Here is a 17,904-nt window from a genome sequence, read left to right on the forward strand (position 1 = left end):
GGATGAGGGGATAGAATTGCCCGTGAAGCGAAACTTTACTTCAGCTTCCCGATCAGCTTCAGCGCGCCCTGGGCGGCCTTCTCGTCGGTCACCAGCACCTTGCCGAGCCGGCTCTGCAGCACCGCGGCGATGATCGGCGCCTTGTTGGTGCCGCCGGCGATCAGCATCGAGGTCGGCACCTGCGCCAGTTTATCCAGCTGCATCGCGATCGCGCGCGCGTTGATGCCGTGGTCGATCTGCCGGCCGTTCCTGTCGAGGAACTGGCCGAGCACGTCGCCGACGGCGCCGGCAGCGCGAAGGTCGTCGATCTTCACGTCGGGCGGCAGGCCGTGCCGGACCAGCAGCGAACGCGGCGTCAGGTCGCCCATGCTGAGCAGCGCGAGATCGATCCGCGCGACGCTGTCGAGCACGTCCTGATAGACCTCCTGCGCCATGAAGGTGTCGCGCGAGCGGCGGCTGGAGGCATAGATCGGCGCGGCGAGATAGCTGCACTCGGCGTGCAGCCGGTGCGCCAGCTCGCCGGCGATCTCGAAGGTGTTGAGCTCGAGCCCGCGCGACAGCCCGCCCATCATCGAGACGATCGAGATGTCGGGATATTCGGCCGGTGTCACGTAGCGGATGGTCTCGCGCAAGGTGGCGCCCCAGCCGATGCCGATGATGCGCGGGCGCTTCTGCTCCAGGTATTTCGTAAGATAAGCGCCCGCCGCCATGCCGATCAGGCTCGCGGTCAGCTCGGGATTTTCCGGGCTCGGGATCACCACGGCGTCCTGCAGCCCGCATTGCTCGCGCAGCCGGTGCTCCAGCTCGGTGCAGCTCGCAAAGGACGAGTTGAGGCGGATCGAGACCACCCCGCTCTGCCGCGCATCCGACAGCATGCGGTTGACGCGCGCCCGGGTCAGGCCGAGCCGCTCGCCGATCTCGGCCTGGGTCAGATTCTCCATGTAATAGAGCCAGGCGACCCGCAGGATGGTCTGGTCGGTCAAAACGCAATCTCCCGCGGCATCGGCGCAAATGCATTGAGCAAGGCGTCCATTTGAGGCGATCTGATGCGAATCGTCAAACCGCCCGCCATCTCACGCCGCCTTCGGTCCTCGCGTGCCGTCCTCGACCACGAAGGTCGCCAGCCGCTTCACGCCGCTCTTGATGTCCTTGACGTCGTCGACGGCCTCGAAGCCGACCGTGCAGGTTTTGGCATCGAGCTCGACGGTGGCATAGCCGCGTCGGTCGCCGCGCACAAAAGCCAGATTCGGATTGTCCGCCGTCGCCTTTCGCGTCGTGGTCTCGCCCGGTCCCTCCGAAGTGATGGAGGTGCCGACGAACTCGGTGGCAATGGTCGGCTCGTCGTGCCTGGTGAAATCGCGTTTCAGGCTGGCGGCATGGAAGGCATGGCGATCGCCGCCGATCACGATCGGATTTCGGGTCTTGTGCGCGGCAAGTGCATCGAGCAGCCTGCGGCGGGCATTGGGATAGCCGTCCCAGCCGTCCATCCAGTAACGGTCGCCGTCCTCGGCGCCGCGGCGGTCCTGCGCCATCAGGGTCTGCTGCGCGACGACAGTCCAGCGGGCGCGGCAGTTGCCGAGGCGATCGTCGAACCATTTTTCCTGCGCGCCCCCCAGCATGGTGCGCGCCTCGTCGAGCCGCTCCGCGCAGGGCACGATCCAGGTCGGCCGCCCGCCATTGACGCAGGCCGAGGCCGAGCGAAATTGCCGGTCGTCGAGCAGCAGCACGTCCATCACGTCGCCGAACCGGTAATGCTCGTAGATCGTCGCGTCCGGCCCGCGCGGCCGCATCGATGATGGCAACGGCATGTGCTCGTAATAAGCCTGATAGGCGGCGGCGCGGATCTTCAGGAATAACTGGGGATCGCGCACCGTGTAGGAGCGGTCATTGGCGTAGTCGTCCATGACCTCGTGGTCGTCCCAGATCGACAACCACGGAAACGCCGCGTGCGCGGCCTGCAGATCGGCATCGCCCTTGTAGAGCGCGTAGCGGTTGCGGTACTCGGGCAGCGTGGTCGGGATCCCGACGCCGTGCTCGCGCACGTGATGCGAGCCCCAGGATCGCTCGTAGATGTAGTCGCCGAGATGCACGACCAGATCGAGGTCGCGCGCGGCCATGTCGCGATAGGCGCTGAACCAGCCCTGCTCATATTGCTGGCAGGAGGCGAAGGCGAACCGAACCCGCGCCTTGTGCCCGGCCGGCGCAGTGCGCGTGCGCCCGATCGGGCTCACCGCCGTCCCGGCACGGAAGCGGTACCAGTAGACGCGATCGGGCTGCAGCCCCCTCGCCTCGGCGTGCACGGAATGCGCAAGCTCGGCGGTCGCGCGTTCGGTGCCATGCGCCACGATGCGTGCAAATTTGTCGTCCTCGGCGACCTGCCATTCGACCTCGACCGGCGCATCGGTCATGCCGCCGTCTTCGAGCGGCCGCGGCGCCAGCCGCGTCCACAGGATCACGCTGTCGGCACGCGGACAGCCGGAGGCGATGCCGAGCGTATAGGGATCGGCGCTGAAGCCGACAGGCGCACCGCGCACGATGCCGAAGGGCGCGGCGAGCGCGGCGCTCGCCAGCGACGCAACCAGAAAATGCCGGCGCGGAATTCCCGTCATGCCGGCACGGCCGCGCGCTTGCGGCGGATGTCGACGGCGAGATCCGGCCGGTCCGTCGTGATCTGCCGCACCGGCTGGGCCAGCCAGTAGCTGATATCCTCCGGCGTATTGGTGACCCAGGCACCGAGCCGCGCGGTACCGAGGATGCCGAGCGCCAGCGGCAACGCAGGCGTCAGCAGCGTCTTCTCGATCGCCACGATGCAGTCGCGGATTTTCGCCAGCCGCTCCAGCGCAGGCGCGATGCCGCCCATCATCTCGGCCGAGCGGCGATCGAGCGAGGTCAGCACCCGCGCATCCGGCGCCAGCCGCCGCACCGTCTCGATCACCTCGGGCACGAAGCAGGTGATGATCGCCCGCCGCTCCAGCCCGCGCCGCTTGATCTCCTCGATCAGCTTCGCCTCCAGCCCCTGATACGCGTTGCCCAAGGCGTCGGTCTTGATCTCGATATGCAGCTCCAGCGCGGTGTCGGCGAACACGTCGAGCACCTGTGACAGCGTCGGAATGCACTCGTCGCCGGCCTCGCGCAGCCGCGTCGAGGTCAGCCGGTTCAGGCTGCGCTCGCCGACCGGGCCGGTGTCATGCGTGGTGCGGTCGAGCAAGGGATCGTGGATCACGACGATGCCGCCGTCCGCGCTCTGATGTACGTCGAACTCGACCGCGTCGACGCCGAGGCCGCACAGATTGCGGAAGCCGAGAATGCTGTTCTCGGCCCAAAGGTCGCGCGCGCCGCGATGTCCGGCGATGAAAACCATGGTTTCTCCTCACTTGCTGCTGTCGACGAGCCCCTTCAGGAACCAGCGCTGCAGCAGCAGGATCACGAGCGTCGGCGGCAGCATGGTCAGGAGCGCGCCGCTCATGGCGACGTTCCAGGCCGGCTCGCTGTCCGAGCGCGGGATCAGGTTCTTCAGGGCAATCACGGCCGTTGCCATGTCCTTGTCCGTCGTGAACAGCAGCGGCCAAAGATACTGGTTCCAGCCGAACAAGAACAGGATGATCGCGAGCGCCACCATGTTCGGGACCGACAGCGGCAGCAGGATGCTCCAGAAGAAGCGCAGCGGCGAAGCGCCATCGAGCCGCGCCGCCTCGCAGAGCTCGTCAGGCACGGTCAGGAAGAACTGGCGAAACAGGAAGGTCGCGGTGGCCGAGGCCATCAGCGGCAGGATCAGGCCGGGATAGGTGTTGACCATGTTCCATTCCAGCGCGATGTCGACGCGGTGGCCGCTGATCCAGCCGAAGAGATCGGCCAGATGCAGCGTATCGGCGAGCCATTGCAGCGGCAGCGCGGCATTGGCCACCGCCTCGAAGGTCGGCACGATCCGCACCTCGATCGGCAGCATCAGCGAGACGAAGATCAGCCAGAACGCCAGCATCCGGTAGCGGAAGCGAAAGTAAGTGATCGCGAACGCCGACAATAGCGACACCGCGATCTTGCCGGCGGTGATGCCGAGCGCCACCACGACCGAATTGAGGAAGGTGCGGCTGAAATTCGCCTTGACCCAGGCCGCCTGCAGGTTGGCGATGAACTGATCGCCCGGCAGCCACGGCAGCGGCACCTTCTGCACCTCGCCGATGGTCAGCGAGCCCGCGACGAAGGCAAAATAGAGCGGCACGCACACGGCCAGCGCGCCGGCGATCAGGATCGCGTGGCAGACGAAATTGAGGACCGGTGCCCGCTCGACCATCTCAGACCCCGTAATTGACCTTGCGGTCGAAATAGCGGAACTGCAGCAGCGTGCAGAGCAGCGCAAAACTCATCAGCAGCACCGATTGCGCGGCCGACGAGCCGAGGTCGAGATTGACGAAGCCGTCGACATAGACCTTGTAGACGAGGATGTTGGTGGCGCCGGCCGGCCCGCCCTTGGTGACGGCGTCGATGATCGCGAAGGTCTCGAAGAAGCCGTAGATGAAATTCATCACGGCGAGGAAGAACACGGTCGGCCCCAGCATCGGCAGCCCGATCGAGACGAAGCGCCGGATCGGCCCCGCGCCATCCACCGCCGCCGCCTCCATCAGCGATACCGGCACCGCGAGCAGGCCGACGACCAGGAAGATGTAGTCGTAGCAGATGTGCTTCCATGACGCCGCCAGCGTCACCAGGATCAGCGCGTGGTTCGGGTTGAGGTTCGGATCCCAGGCGATGCCGAGCCCGTGCAGCACATGTGCGAGCGGGCCGACCGCCGGATTGAACAGGAACGCCCAGAGGATGCCGGCAATCGCCGGCGCGATCGCGTAAGGCAACAGAATGATGGTGCGGTAGACCGAGCGCCCCTTGATGATGTGATCGGTCGCAAAGGCCAGCACCAGCGCGACGGAGAGCGTCAGCGCGTTCTGCCCGACGGTGAACAGGAGCGTCACCCACATCGACTGGCGATACTCGCCATTGGCGAACAGGGCCTTGAAATTGTCGAACCAGACGAACTGCACGGTGGTGCCGAACGGGTCGGACAGCAGCACCGACTGCGTCAGCGCCCGCAGCGAGGGAATGAAGAAGAAGAAGAGCAGGATCAGAAGCTGCGGCAGCAGCAGCAAGGTCGGCAGGCCCGGCCCTTCGCCGAAATTCGCCCGCTTCAGCCCGGCCTCCTGCGCGGGCCGCGCCTTCTTTCGCGCGGCCGCGCGATGCGAGACCGATGCAGCAGCGGAACGTGGCTGAGCGCTCGGCACAGCCACGTCACGCCCGATCGCAGACGAACGCACGGCCATCTCCGTCAGCGATCGCCGTCGAGGTTCTTCCCGGCATTGAGCTTCTCGAACTGCCGGAGGATCTCGTTGCCGCGCTTGACCGCATCATCCATCGCCTGTTGCGGCGACTTCTGGCCGGCGAACACCGCCTCGACCTCCTGGCGCTGCGCCAGCATGGTCTGCACGAAATTGCCGAAGCGGAAGCCGCGCGAGTTCTCGTTGGGCACTCCGCGCGACAGCTGCAGCACGGCGATCTCCCGCGTCGGATGATCCTTGTAGTAGCCGCGCTCGCGCGCCAGCTCGTAGGCGCGGTTGGTCGCGGGAACATAGCCGGTTGCGCCATGCCACCACACCTGCGTCTCCGGTTGGGCGACGAAATTGAGGAACGCCGCCACCGCCTCGTAACGCTCCGGCGTGTGGCCCTTCATCACCCAGATCGCGCCGCCCCCGATCGTGCTGTTGAGCGGCGGATTGATGTCGCTCTCATGCGGCAGGAACGTGGCGCTCCAGTTGATCGTGGCGTTGCGCTCGATATTGCCGTGCGAGGCAGTCGAATTGACAAAGGTCGAGCAGCGGCCGGAGGTGAACAGCTGCTCCGGGCTGAGCCCCTGGCCGGCGATCTGCATGATGCCGTCGTCGAGCCATTTCTTCAGGCGCGCCACCTGCGAGACCACCTTGGTCTTGTTGTAGACGAACTCGGTGCCGAGCCCGTCAAAGCCGTTGGCGAGCGTGCCATAGGGCTGGTTGTTGATGGCGCTGTAGTTCTCCAGGAGGCTCCAGTAGAAATCGCCGGGCAGCACGGTGCCGCACTCGCTGATTCCCTTGGCCTTGATGGCGTAGAGCTGCTTCTCCAGCTCCTGCCAGGTGTCGGCCGGTTTATCGAAACCGGCTTTCTGGAAGTGATCCTTGTTGTACCAGAAGATCGGCGTCGAGGAGTTGAACGGCAGCGCCGACATCCGCCCCTTGTAGCTCCAGAAGCTCGCCACCGGCTTGATGAAATCGGCGAAGTCGACCTTGTAGCCCTGCTTCTCCAGGAGATCCTGCACGGGAACCACGGCCTCCGACAGCAGCATGGTCATGTAGCCGCGCTCGGCGATCTGCACCATCTCCGGCGGCCGCTTGGCGCGGTAGGCCGCGATCACGCCGTTGGTCACCTCGTCGTAATTGCCTTTTGCGACGGCAACGACGGTGTATTTGTCTTGCGACTTGTTGAACTTCTCGACGACCTCGTTGAGGCGGTCGCCCAGCACGCCGCTCATCGCGTGCCACCACTGCACCTCGATTCGCGCGGCCTGTGCCGGTGCCACAAATGCCAGCATCGCGACGACAAGCGCGAGCAACGCGGTGTTCTGCCTCATGGCGATCCCTCCCTGCGGCAGCCCCTCCCCCTCGGAAAGGCGCCTCTGATCATTTGTAATTCTACAATGACATATGTGTCGGGAGGATGAAAGGGGTCATGCGGAGCATGGGAACCCGCACCGATGCGACAAAAGTTCGAGATGTCCAACGGAACTGCCGCGGAATCAGCCGCGGCAAAGATCGATGCTGGCCGCGAGCCCGGCCGATGACGTCACGTGAATTTTCGGAAGGTTACGCGGTGCTGATGCCGCTGTTCGCGGTCCGGCGTGTTGCGGATCCGTCGCGCGCAATCACTTGCGCTGGCGCCGGAACGGCAACCTTGTCACACCAGGGCGCAGATCGCGGCCGCCTGCGCATGGGTCACGCCGGGCGTCACCCGCAAAGCAAAACCCCCGGCGGTTTCCCGCCGGGGGCTCTGTCAGATATGGATCAGATCAACCGGTATTACCAGTTGCGCTGAGCGCGGAGCAGCAGCTGGAAGCTGTCCTGATCCTTGATCTCGTACACCGCAGCCGGCTTGGCGCCAGCGGCAGCGCCCGGGAATGCAACCGAGCCGGAGTACTTCTGATCGAGCCGGGTCCAGCTGAAGTCACCCGAGAAGGTCAGGTTCTTCACAGGAGTCCAACGGGTGATGACACCCGCCTGCGCGACGTTGAAGTCCGGGTTACAGGTCGAACCGGCGGTCAGCAGAGCGCCCATGGCTGCGCTGCCGCAGATCATGGCCTTGCTGGCGTCGTTGAAGCGAACGCCGGCATACGCGCCGTAGATGCCCGTGTTCCAGTAGGGATCCCAGTTGTGGGTGTAGCCACCGCGGAAGCCCCAGGTCGTGATGCTCTGCTGCGAACCGCCGGTCGTGTAGACGGTGTCAGGAGCGCTGCCGAAGCCGATGCTCTGGTAGGCACCGGCGAGGCCCGTGCCGCCGAACATGCTGAACGAGTTCGGTGCGAGAACCTGGATGTTGTACCGGGTCGCGCCGTCGGTGTAGACGCCCTGCACGTTGATCGTGTCACCCGCGCCAGTCGGGATGTTCTTGATCGACAAGGCCAGCTGAGCAGCCCAGCCCCACTTGTCGTCCGGACGGCCGGTCAACTCGGTGGCGCCGTAGTAGCCAGCGTGGTTGTCATGCGCGGCGAACGATGCCTGGAACAGGCCCCAGGCCTGGTCGACGCGGAGCGAAGCAACGAGGTCCGGAGCACGCGTGCCACCGATGTCGTTGGTGCCGTACGCGCCGCCGGCGATGCCGGCCGCGGTAATGCCGGACACGTTGATCAGACCCGACTGATAGTAGGCAACCTGGTCCTGGGCCGACAGAGCCAGCGACACGCCGTTGCCGAACTGCGCGGTGTAGGTGAACTGGTTGACACCAGTGACCGTGCCGCCGCCGCCGACGAGGCTGTCGAAGTTGTTGGCCGGGTAGTTGTTCCAGGGCGCGTCGAACTGCGACACGGCCTTACCCATCGTGAAGCCGGCGAACTGGATGAAGGCGTAGTACACGCCAAGCGAACCGGCGTTCGGATTGCCGTCGGTACCGTTGACCGAACCGCCGGCAGGGCCGACTGCGCCGGAGTACAGCGTGCCGCCGGTGGCGGAGCCGGTGCCGGCATAGCCGCCGGTGGTCCACGAGAAGGTCGCATCGAAGAAGGTGCGGACCACGCCGTATTCGGTCGCGGTGCGCGTATCGATGTTGAAGTCTTCGCGGGAACGAGCGGTGTAGTAGTTGTCGTAGGCATTTTGACCGCTGGCCGGCAGGCTGGTCTGTGCGCCGTAGACGCTGTTGGTGTTCAGCGCGGTTTCGACGCGCAGATAGCCGCCCAGCTTGATGCAGGTGTCGGTGCCCGGGATGAAGTAGAATCCGGGACCATACAGGGAGCAAACCTTCACGTACTCGACCGCTTTGGCCTTGACGGGAAGATCGGCTGCCTGAGCTCCGCCGACTGCGGCGAGAACCGCCGCCGAGCCGAGGATAAGGCTCTTTAGTTGTGTCATGTGTCTAACCTCCAAGTTGCTCTTGGGCGGGCCCGTCTCGTGCTGAGACGACACCTCCGCCCCTCAAATCCGCCGATTGCTCACCATTCGGTCGGATCCCCGACGGAACGACTTCAAGGTGCCCCTGCTCCGTCGTTCGAGAGACACATTACTTTTCATAATCAATCACTCAATCAATTGTTTTGATCAATTATGAGTTCTTCGGATCGTGTTGCGCCGCTGCAACATCCCTTCTGCGCGGCTTTTTCCTGAAGCAGCAACAGGGCTAATCGACTGTATCCAAAACGAAAAAACCTCCGGGGGGCATCCCGGAGGTTTTCCTTGGAGGTCTAACGTCGCTTGCGTTACAGGTCTTCCTTCTCTGCCGTTGAACCAGAAGATGCATTCACTCGTGCGATAAATATCGGCTCATTAGTTATTTTTGTCAATTATTTTTCCGAAGGATTCGTGCAACGAATCGTGTCCGCGATGCTGTCGGCATTGCGACAATCGGCCAGTATCTACTGCTAAAGACATTCGGATCGCGCGAGACTGGCACAGGCGTTTGCCGCTAAAAGGAGTGAGGCGACGTCCGGGAAACTATCCCCGACGCACAACTCCTGGCGGGACCATGATCGAGAAGAAGCTCGACAAATCTATCAAGACCTTCATTTGGAACATCGTCGAGATCCACTCTCAGATCGAGGAGATCCACAAGAGCTGGGCGGAGCTGCTCGGAATCACCGAGCCGCAGTGGCTCATCCTGTTCGCCATCAACGACCTCGACGGGGGCCGCGGCGTCTCCGGCGTGGATGTCGCAAACAAGCTGCGCATTCATCCCGCCTTCGTCACCAATCAGACCAAGAGTCTCGAAAAGGCCGGACTGCTTGCACGAGAGCCGTCGCCGGACGACGCCCGCTATGTGCTGATGTCGCTCACATCAAAGGCGCGGACCGAGATCGCAAAACTGTCCAAGAAGCGGCAATCCCTCAACATGACGATGTTCGGCAATCTGGACGAACAGTCGCTGGACGAGCTCAACACCGTCCTGAGCTCGATCGCCAAGAATGCGGTCCTCGCCTCCCAGAAGCTGTCGATGGGCATGCTCTGAAGCATGATCCGGAAAAGTGTGAAGCGGTTTTCCCTCGCGACAAACGCGGAACGCGTTTGCGCGGAGATCATGCTCAAACAAAGAGCTAAAGCGCGATGACGATTCAACTCAATCTCATCGCGCTTTGACAGATCGGGCCGCCGCGCGCCGTCAGAGATAGCGCAGGCTCCGCGACGGCCGGCAGGCCTTCATCTTGCGCCCGAGCCAGCCGAAGATGAATTCGTCCGCCGTCAGGAAGTTCTCGATGCCGCCCAGCGGGGTTTCGACGGTGCGGGAGACCACCAGACTCATGTCGATGCCGGCAGCCTTGCAATCGGCGTGAAGGCTGATGGCCTCCGACAGATCGACGAACTCACGCGGCCCCGCGACCACGAGAATCGGGCATCGCATCCGACGCACCAGCCGCATCCGGCGTGCCGACGTGGCTTCATCGTCGTCAAGCTCCCCGGCTACGCCGGACATGCATTCGATGGACGATCTCGTCCAGGCGAACTGCCAAAGGCCACCGTCGCAGACCGCCGCCGCGATCCGGCGATCCGAGGCCGCCAGGCTGGTCGCTTCGGCGGCCGCCATCCCTTCTCCGTAGACGCCGATTCGGTCGTGATCGACGTCCGGCCGATCGGATAGATAATCCACGCAGCAGCCGAGCAGGATGTCCGATTTGAAGGTCGGATGACCGGCGAGATCTTTCCCTTCGACGACGAGCAGCGACATGCCGCGGCCGACGGCCGTGGGCAGCAGCCGGCCCAGAAATTCGCCGATCGACTCGCATGTGTTGCTGATGCAGATGATCGACGGCGCACACGGCGAAGGACCGTCGTGCGGCACGTAATAGGCCGTCAACTCCTGCTCACCGCAGCACGCAATTCGAAGCCGCTCGACCGCGCGCGCGTGGTACAACCCAAACTCGTCCACGCAGGCCTGCATTTTCGCGACGATGCGCAGATGGTCGGGATCGCCGGGATCGACGATCCGCTTCGCGACCTCGAAGCCGGTCATGGCGCAAAGCCATGCCTCGCGCGCCCGTTCGACCGCGCCGCTCCTCATGTCGAGGTTGGCGAGCGAATGGTAGCTGTCCGCCGTCCTGATCCAGGTGGAAACCCAATGATGGCGGTCGCGGGCCTCGCCGAGATCGGCAATCGGCAGATTGTCGATGAACACGGCGGCGGTGCGTCTCGCCGACGCCAGATCGACAGCATTGTCGCATCCGCGCGAGGACACCAGAAAGCGCGCCTCGAGTTCTTGCAAGTCCACAACATTCCCCAGTCGGTCGAGACTTCCCGCTCGATTGAGGCAAATAAGGCATGAGCTATTTGTCGTCGCAAGTTAATGTCCGTTTAGGTCAGCTCACCTTCAAGCGGATTTGAACGCCTGCATTACGGGGTGATTTCTGATTGTTTCTGAGTCATGTCTGATGGTGGCCATCCGGCCGCGGCGACCGAGCTACGCCTGTTCGCCCCAGGGCCAATAGGCGACATCTCGGGCTGGGGCTCTTGAGAATGTTCAGTCCTCGATGTCAGCAATCCGCGTGAGGACGATCACGACGGCGATGACGAAGCCAAGTATGCCGCCAGCGACGCTCCGCTCCCCCCGCACGATCCGCCGCGCGATCTACCAAGAATGTAGAGCGCCGGCCGTAACGCGCAACCTGGGTTACTTGGCCTCGGCGATCTGCGGCCCAGAAGACAGCATCTGCGCGTTAGCTGCCGAGGGCCGGTTCGACGGCGATGCCGGGTCGGGCGATCGCAAAGCGGCGTCAACCGGCGCTGCCTGGGACGGTCGACGGGCCGCGATTGCCGGAAGCACGATTACTTTCGCTCCGATTTTCACCCGCTCGTACAGATCCGCGATGTCGTCATTGGTCAGCCGGATACAGCCGGACGACACGCGCTTCCCGATCGTATCGGGCTTGTTGGTGCCGTGAATTCGATATTCGGTCTCGCCGAGATACATCGCCCGAGCGCCGAGCGGGTTGCCGGGACCGCCTGCCATGAAGCGCGGCAGATAGGGCTGCCGCACAAGCATCTCTGCAGGCGGACGCCAATCCGGCCATTCTGTCTTGCGGGCCACAGTCTGCTCACCGGACCATGTGAAACCTTCGCGGCCAACGCCGATGCCGTAGCGCATGGCCTGCCTGTCGTTCAGAACGAAGTAAAGGAATGTGTTCCTGGTATCGATGATCACGGTGCCCGGCGTCTGGTGGCTGGCGTAATCAACCACCTGCCGAACAAATGCACCGGGACCGTCAGCGGCTTTGGGTGCTTCGACCTGAGGCTCCGGAACCGGAACCGGAGCCCGAGATGGCGCTGGGGCATGAACAGGCGTTGACACGTAAACCGGAGTTGACGACGCCATCGCCTGGTGTGTCGAGGGCTTTCGTATCGGCTGCACGTTCGTCGTGCGAAACAGCAAACAGTACCCCAATCCGGCGACGGCTACGGCACCAATTGCAACTCGTCCGGCCATTGGGAGTGCGAGCGCCTCCGCCCTTCCGCGTTTCGCCCGCTTGCTCATATCTTTCCCCAGGTCACCATGCCTGGATGGGTAACCCGGCAAGATTTAAGAAACTTCGAAGCGATTTCGCTCAGATTGGAATCGTTAGCGGTGGTTAACGCCGAACTCTGGTCCGGCAACATGGAAATCGGGAGCACCGCTTGATATCTGGCTGGCGGCGTGGACGACACGCCTCTCATCGCGGAGCGGATCGAGGCCTCAATCGCCCGGTGGACTGCACACGCGCGGCTGTTTCATCGACGGCGGCTTCGGGCCACGAGCGGACCTGCCTGAGAAGCAGGACTGGCCGCGGCGACCTGCTCTCAGAAGCGTTGATCATGGTGACGACCCATCGATCGCTACGCTGCCTTCCCGATAGCTATCGGCAAAACAAAAGGTCGCGATGGGCCAAGAGCGGAACCAGCCCTTCGCCAAAGAACCGACCATTGTGGATAAGATAAAGGGTCGGGTGATCACTCCGATCCGCGGCCTAAGCCGACGCGGGGTCGAACCCGCCGACCATGGGACGGGACACTCGCGCAGAACGTCCGCCGCGCTTTGCAATTGCCACGCTCTGCCAAGCTGTCATGAGTTGAACTAGCTCCTCTGCTCGCAGGCCGTATGTTCCAGATAGCTGCCCGTCGCGCCCACCCGCCATGTAGGCATTCATTCTGGACCAATAGTTTCGATCGGGCTTCGTCGTTTTGAAAACTACGCTGGCATTGCCCTTATGCTGGAAAACACCGAAGTCGCTGACCTCGCTCCACTGATATCGTCGCCTAAAAAGGCCAAAGAACTCAAAGCCGTCCAAGTCCAGAAGGAGTGAGGGATGTCGAAGCAGTCGCACTGCCTTAACAATACATAGTCCAAAGAAGCACGTGCCTAGTACCGACATTGCTAAACCAATACCGGCCCCAGCTTGTCCAGCATGTAAGCCGGCGAATGCCAGAATGCCGACGAATGTCGACGCGGCAGTCATTCCAGCCCCCAACACGGTCATTAGCAACCACTTGGCCCGCGACCCGTTCAGAGTGACGGGTGCGGGAAATTTGCCGAGCAAGTCTTCACCCTGAGGGCTCAGCGGCGCAAGGCTTGCGCTTTGGCTGCGAAGAGCAGTTGTGCGAGATCGCCAGACCACGATGACAAAGCACACGCCCATACAGGCCAACGCTGCGGCTGTCCCGAGCCAGAACGATTGATGAAACAAGCGCCCAAGGCCAAATTTCAAGAATCCGATGAGCAGCGCTGCTGCGATCATCGCGGCTAGAAGCATGAGCAGTCGGACAATCTTCATGTTCGCAAACCACAAAGCGGCAATAAATAATCTTGCTTCACTGATTCACTTTGCGGATTAGCATAATTGGGTTAGCCGCACACGTACAGCGGGTATCGAGTCTTAATACTCAATTGCCCGCCCTCGGAAGTGAGGAGGTTGGCTGCGGGGCGGCGGATTACGCCTTCGGCTAATCCGCCCTACGATAAACGGAAGTTTTGTTCGGAATAGGAGAATAATACTTGACATCCGACCCAAATCAGATGTTTAATGCACCCGTCTCACCCGACACGAGGGGCGCTCGCGAACGCCACGAACGTGGGTGCAGATGCGGTGGCCGCAGGGCGTGCGACAGGCGTGTGCGCGCACGGCGGACGATGAAGTCGTGTGGGCCTGCCGCCCCGATGTTGGTGGCAAGTACGCGAGAGGTCCAAAGCCGATCGCTGACGATGGTGGCACAAAAGCAGAGTCTCACCAGGGCGAGCACGTATAAGCCGTAAGACCATCGCGCAGGGAAGGCCGGCGTGCCTCCGCTGCATTTGTATGCCCGTGTGCGCCACTTCCTACCCATTGCGCACGGGACCTCGGGTGCAGCGTGCACCCGGTCTTCCCTGCGCCCTCACTCAAGAGAGAGGGCGGAACGAGATGGAAAACTCGGACAAATCATGTCGCGAGAATGCGAAACTGTGCTTGTAGTTTGACCGCGCAACAAACTCACCGTCGTCCTGGCGAACGCCAGGACCCATTACCCCAAATGCCAATCATTGCGCGACGCTGGGGCCACGATCCCGTTCACAATCAAATGCGGTGGTTATGGATCCTGGCTTTCGCCAGGATGGCGACGTGGAGACAGCGTAAGGGCATGGCCCACATCGCGCATGCGGCAACACGCGGCCGGCCTTCCCCATGCGTCATCCCACCGCGCCCTGCATTGCGGCGCAGCAATCAAAATGAGACTGCCGGTCAAGGAACCGAGGGGTTGAGGTGTCCGCGATGTCACTGCCTTACGCTAGCTTTCCTCGCGACGTCCAAGGGGCGGGATCGCTTGCGTTTCCGCTGCAAAACATTTGGCGACACAGGGAGGAGAGCAATGTTGAAAGGCAGTGTGGGATTGATCGCGCTGGGCAGCCTGTTGCTTTCAGGCACGGCGTTCGCGCAGGAGAAGATCAAGGTCGGCGTCACCGCGACCCTGGAAGGCACCTACACGGTGCTCGGCGAGGACGGCATGCGCGGCCACCAGACCGCACTCAACGTGCTCGGCAAGAAGATCGGCGACAAGGAGCTGGAATTCGTCGTGGCCTCGACGGATGCGACGCCGGATTCCGCGGTGCGCGCGGTGCGCAAGCTGATCGAGCAGGACAAGGTGCAGATCCTGCTGTCGCCGCTGTCCGGCGACGAAGGCATCGCGGTGAAGAACTTTGCCAAGACCCATCCCGAACTGACGTTCATCAACGCCGCGTCGGGCGCGCAGGAAACCACCTATGTCGACCCTGCCCCGAACTTCTTCCGCTACAACATGGACGGCGCGCAGTGGCAGGTCGGCCTCGGCAAATACGCCTATGAGACCAAGAAGTATCGCAAGATCGCGACCGTCGGCGAAGACTACTCCTTCATCTACACCCAGGTGTTCGGCCTGGTGCTGGAGTTCTGCGGCGCGGGCGGCCAGGTCACAAACCGGCAATGGGTGCCGCTCGGCACCAAGGATTTTGCCTCGGTCATCGCGGCCCTGCCCGACGATGTCGATGCGATCTATCTAGGCTTAGGCGGCGCGGACGCCGTCAACTTCCTCAACCAGTATCAGCAGGCCGGCGGCAAGGCGCATCTGATGGGCGGTTCCATCATGATCGACCAGACCATCCTGTCCTCAAAGGGCAACGCCAAGAACGCGCTGATCGGCACCATCGCTGCCAGCGGCCAGGCCGACACCTGGGAGGATCCGGGTTGGCAGAAGTTTGTGAAGGCCTATCAGGACGCGTTCCCGCCGGCCAAGCGCTTCCCGAGCCCGTCGCTGCTTGCGACCAATTATTACGACTCGACCATGGCGCTGATCCTGGCGCTGCGGCAGGTCAACGGCGATCTCTCCAATAACCAGGCCAAGTTCAGGGAAGCGCTGGCGAAAATCGAGCTCGACGCGCCGAACGGCAAGATCAAGCTCGACTCCAACCGGCAGGCGATCGGCACCAATTTCGTCACCGAAGTGGTCGATGACGGCAAGGGCGCGCTGTTCTCGAAGGTCGTGAAGGTGATCCCGAACGTCAACCAGACGCTCGGCTACGATCCGGCGGTGTTTTCCAAGATCGGCCTGCCGAGCCGGACGGTTCCGGAGTGCAAGAAATACTGACGTATTTTTCGCAGGTGCGAGCCAACCCGTTGCAAGGGCGAAATTGCCGCCCTTGCAATCTCCGCGCGGATGTTGAACGCTGTTGAAAAGACAAGAACATCCCGCGGGAGGGAGGGCATGAGCAAGGCGCTTGCCGTCTTCCACGGCCGGTTCGGCCGCGCAACGGTCTATCAGTTGAACCGCCCCTTCAACGTGCATGCGCATCGCGAAGGGCATCTGATCTTTCATGTCGGCGGCACACCGGCGCAGATCGACGTCTCCGAGCAGCGCTGGCTGCTGAGCGAAGACTCCGTTGTCGCGGTCAACCCGTGGGAGCCACACAATTTTCTCCCCACCGACATGGACCATGGCGCGATCTTTTTCGTGCTCTATGTCAACGCCGAATGGTTCGCTCCCGAAAACGCGACGGCGCAAAGCCTGCGCTTCGGGCGCACCCACTTCAAGCGCACCGAGGCGCTGGAGAAACACATCCGCCGCACCGCGGCATTGGTGTGCGGCGCACCGTCGCTGCGCAGCCTCGATTGCGAGCTGCGGCAGCTGATCGACAGCTGCTATGAGCAGAGCTGGCAGCAATCGGAGGCCGCGCTCGAGGCGCGCGCGATTGCCGCGATCACCGATTTCCGGGTCCGCAAGTCGATCAAGCTGATGTCGGAAAGCCCCGGCGCCGAGATCGAGCTGGATTCGATTGCCCGCGAGTCCGGGCTGTCGCGGCCGCATTTCTATCGGCTGTTCCGGACGCAAACCGGCGTCACGCCGCACCTCTACATGAACACGCTGATCATGGAGCAGGCGCTCGATGCGCTGGTCGCGACCGAAGCGCCGATCGCCGACATCAGCGTCGATCTCGGCTTCACCTCGCAGAGCGGCTTCACCCGTTTCTTCGCCGCCAATGTCGGCATGGCCCCGACCGATTACCGCCGCGCCGCCAAGGTGTTGCGGCCGTGAAAGGAGGTGTGACTCGACGATAAAAGATACTGTCGGTCAAATCCGTTTGCCCGGCCCTCGTTAGGATACCCGTGACGCGGCCCGCCAGATGGTCGCGCAGGGAGGACGACAAACTGCGATGGCCAGGTTCATCGAACGCCATCCGGCCTGGGCGCTGATCGCGATCGTCGCGATCGCGGTGTTGCTGTGGCTGGTGTTTGCGATCTGGCCGCCGGGGCTGGAGCAGGCGATCGGCCGCAAGCGAGTGTTCCTCAATGCCGTGTTCAACGGCATCACGCTCGGCGGGCTGTATTTCCTGGTCGCCAGCGGCTTCACGCTGATCTTCGGGTTGATGCGCAACGTCAACCTGGCGCACGGCTCGCTCTATCTGTTCGGCGGCTATATCGGCTACGCCATCAGCACCTGGACCGGCTCGTGGCTCTTGAGCTTTATCGTCGCCTTCATCGGCGTGGCGCTCGTCGGCGTGATCCTGCAGATCGTGGTGTTCCGCCGGATGGAGGGCCAGGATCTGCGCCAGACCATGGTGACGATCGGCCTGTCGATCGTGTTCGCGGATCTGATGCTCTGGGTGTTCGGCGGCGACTTTTACCAGATCCAGACCCCGGCCTGGCTGATCGGCCCGATCCAGCTGCCGCTGGTCACCGCGATCAAATCGTCGGGCGAGCCGGTGTATCTGGGATACCCACTGGTGCGGCTGGTGATTTTCGCAGCTTCCGTCGTGATCGGCATCGCGATGTGGCTGGCGCTGAACCGGACGCGGGTCGGCATGATCGTGCGCGCCGGCGTCGATGATCGCGACATCCTCGCAGCGACCGGCGTGCGCATCCAGCTGGTGTTCGTGCTGGTGTTCGCGCTCGGCGCGGGCCTGGCCGGAATCGCGGGCGTGGTCGGCGGCACCTTCCAGTCGCTGTCGCCGGGCGAGGATACAAGATTCCTGCTGGCGTCATTGGTGGTCGTGATCGTCGGCGGCATGGGCTCGATCCCGGGCGCTGCGCTCGGCGCCATCATCATCGGCCTCGCCGAGCAGCTCGGCTCGGTCTACATCCCGACCTACGCCATCGTCGTCACCTTCCTGATCATGGTGCTGGTGCTGGCGCTCCGCCCGCAGGGCCTGCTCGCGAGGCGATGA

The 17,904-nt window shown here is 63.1% G+C and carries 16 protein-coding genes; 6 read left to right on the forward strand and 10 right to left on the reverse strand.

Translation table 11 applies throughout. From position 1 onward, the window contains the following. Window positions 1–35 precede the first annotated feature (35 nt). The 6 genes from JQ604_RS02350 to JQ604_RS02375 form a co-directional block, all read right to left on the reverse strand. Window positions 36–983 carry a sugar-binding transcriptional regulator gene (locus tag JQ604_RS02350; protein WP_212352542.1) on the reverse strand — a complete coding sequence of 316 codons (948 nt, stop codon included), beginning with the start codon at window positions 981–983 and terminating at the stop codon, window positions 36–38. 90 nt (window positions 984–1,073) lie between these two features. Further along, the gene (locus JQ604_RS02355) at window positions 1,074–2,609 is read right to left on the reverse strand and encodes an alkaline phosphatase D family protein (RefSeq protein WP_212352550.1); all 1,536 of its coding nucleotides are present in this window, start codon (window positions 2,607–2,609) and stop codon (window positions 1,074–1,076) included. Next, window positions 2,606–3,361 carry a glycerophosphodiester phosphodiesterase family protein gene (locus JQ604_RS02360; protein WP_212352552.1) on the reverse strand — a complete coding sequence of 252 codons (756 nt, stop codon included), beginning with the start codon at window positions 3,359–3,361 and terminating at the stop codon, window positions 2,606–2,608. Before JQ604_RS02360 ends, JQ604_RS02355 begins: the two co-directional genes overlap by 4 nt. Before the next feature lie 9 nt (window positions 3,362–3,370). Then, window positions 3,371–4,291 (reverse strand): ABC transporter permease subunit, encoded by a 921-nt coding sequence (locus JQ604_RS02365; protein WP_212352554.1) that lies wholly within the window; start codon window positions 4,289–4,291, stop codon window positions 3,371–3,373. Window position 4,292: 1 nt separating this feature from the next. Continuing rightward, on the reverse strand, window positions 4,293–5,180 hold the full coding sequence (locus JQ604_RS02370) for an ABC transporter permease subunit (RefSeq protein WP_249157956.1): 888 nt from the start codon (window positions 5,178–5,180) through the stop codon (window positions 4,293–4,295). A 134-nt stretch (window positions 5,181–5,314) separates the two neighbouring features. Then, complete coding sequence (locus JQ604_RS02375) at window positions 5,315–6,646, reverse strand: extracellular solute-binding protein (RefSeq protein WP_212352558.1); 1,332 nt, start codon at window positions 6,644–6,646, stop codon at window positions 5,315–5,317. 206 nt (window positions 6,647–6,852) lie between these two features. Here JQ604_RS02375 and JQ604_RS02380 point away from each other — a divergent pair, with 206 nt between their 5' ends. Continuing rightward, entirely contained in the window at window positions 6,853–7,107 is a 255-nt protein-coding gene (locus JQ604_RS02380) for a hypothetical protein (RefSeq protein WP_212352560.1), read from the forward strand. Here JQ604_RS02380 and JQ604_RS02385 read toward each other — a convergent pair. Then, window positions 7,092–8,633 carry a porin gene (locus tag JQ604_RS02385; protein ID WP_212352562.1) on the reverse strand — a complete coding sequence of 514 codons (1,542 nt, stop codon included), beginning with the start codon at window positions 8,631–8,633 and terminating at the stop codon, window positions 7,092–7,094. The two genes, JQ604_RS02380 and JQ604_RS02385, sit on opposite strands and share 16 nt — an antisense overlap. 610 nt (window positions 8,634–9,243) lie before the next feature. Here JQ604_RS02385 and JQ604_RS02390 point away from each other — a divergent pair. Then, the gene (locus JQ604_RS02390; RefSeq protein ID WP_212352564.1) at window positions 9,244–9,723 is read left to right on the forward strand and encodes a MarR family winged helix-turn-helix transcriptional regulator; all 480 of its coding nucleotides are present in this window, start codon (window positions 9,244–9,246) and stop codon (window positions 9,721–9,723) included. A gap of 150 nt (window positions 9,724–9,873) precedes the next feature. Here JQ604_RS02390 and JQ604_RS02395 read toward each other — a convergent pair whose 3' ends face one another. Beyond that, window positions 9,874–10,722 (reverse strand): alpha/beta hydrolase family protein, encoded by an 849-nt coding sequence (locus JQ604_RS02395; protein ID WP_212352566.1) that lies wholly within the window; start codon window positions 10,720–10,722, stop codon window positions 9,874–9,876. Window positions 10,723–10,827: 105 nt separating this feature from the next. Between JQ604_RS02395 and JQ604_RS02400 the strand changes: the two genes are divergently transcribed. Beyond that, on the forward strand, window positions 10,828–11,031 hold the full coding sequence (locus tag JQ604_RS02400; RefSeq protein ID WP_212352568.1) for a hypothetical protein: 204 nt from the start codon (window positions 10,828–10,830) through the stop codon (window positions 11,029–11,031). Between the two features lie 345 nt (window positions 11,032–11,376). Here JQ604_RS02400 and JQ604_RS02405 read toward each other — a convergent pair whose 3' ends face one another. Continuing rightward, on the reverse strand, window positions 11,377–12,237 hold the full coding sequence (locus JQ604_RS02405; protein WP_212352570.1) for a L,D-transpeptidase: 861 nt from the start codon (window positions 12,235–12,237) through the stop codon (window positions 11,377–11,379). A 469-nt stretch (window positions 12,238–12,706) separates the two neighbouring features. Further along, the gene (locus JQ604_RS02410) at window positions 12,707–13,510 is read right to left on the reverse strand and encodes a hypothetical protein (protein WP_212352572.1); all 804 of its coding nucleotides are present in this window, start codon (window positions 13,508–13,510) and stop codon (window positions 12,707–12,709) included. 1,069 nt (window positions 13,511–14,579) lie between these two features. On the opposite strand from JQ604_RS02410, the gene JQ604_RS02415 reads away from it, so the two are divergent. The 3 genes from JQ604_RS02415 (at window position 14,580) to JQ604_RS02425 (ending at window position 17,904) form a co-directional block, all read left to right on the forward strand. Then, entirely contained in the window at window positions 14,580–15,830 is a 1,251-nt protein-coding gene (locus tag JQ604_RS02415) for an ABC transporter substrate-binding protein (RefSeq protein WP_212352573.1), read from the forward strand. 117 nt (window positions 15,831–15,947) lie between these two features. Beyond that, complete coding sequence (locus JQ604_RS02420; RefSeq protein ID WP_212352574.1) at window positions 15,948–16,775, forward strand: AraC family transcriptional regulator; 828 nt, start codon at window positions 15,948–15,950, stop codon at window positions 16,773–16,775. Between the two features lie 118 nt (window positions 16,776–16,893). After that, complete coding sequence (locus JQ604_RS02425) at window positions 16,894–17,904, forward strand: branched-chain amino acid ABC transporter permease (protein WP_212352575.1); 1,011 nt, start codon at window positions 16,894–16,896, stop codon at window positions 17,902–17,904.

This window comes from Bradyrhizobium jicamae (assembly GCF_018130695.1).
GTDB lineage: Bacteria > Pseudomonadota > Alphaproteobacteria > Rhizobiales > Xanthobacteraceae > Bradyrhizobium > Bradyrhizobium jicamae_B.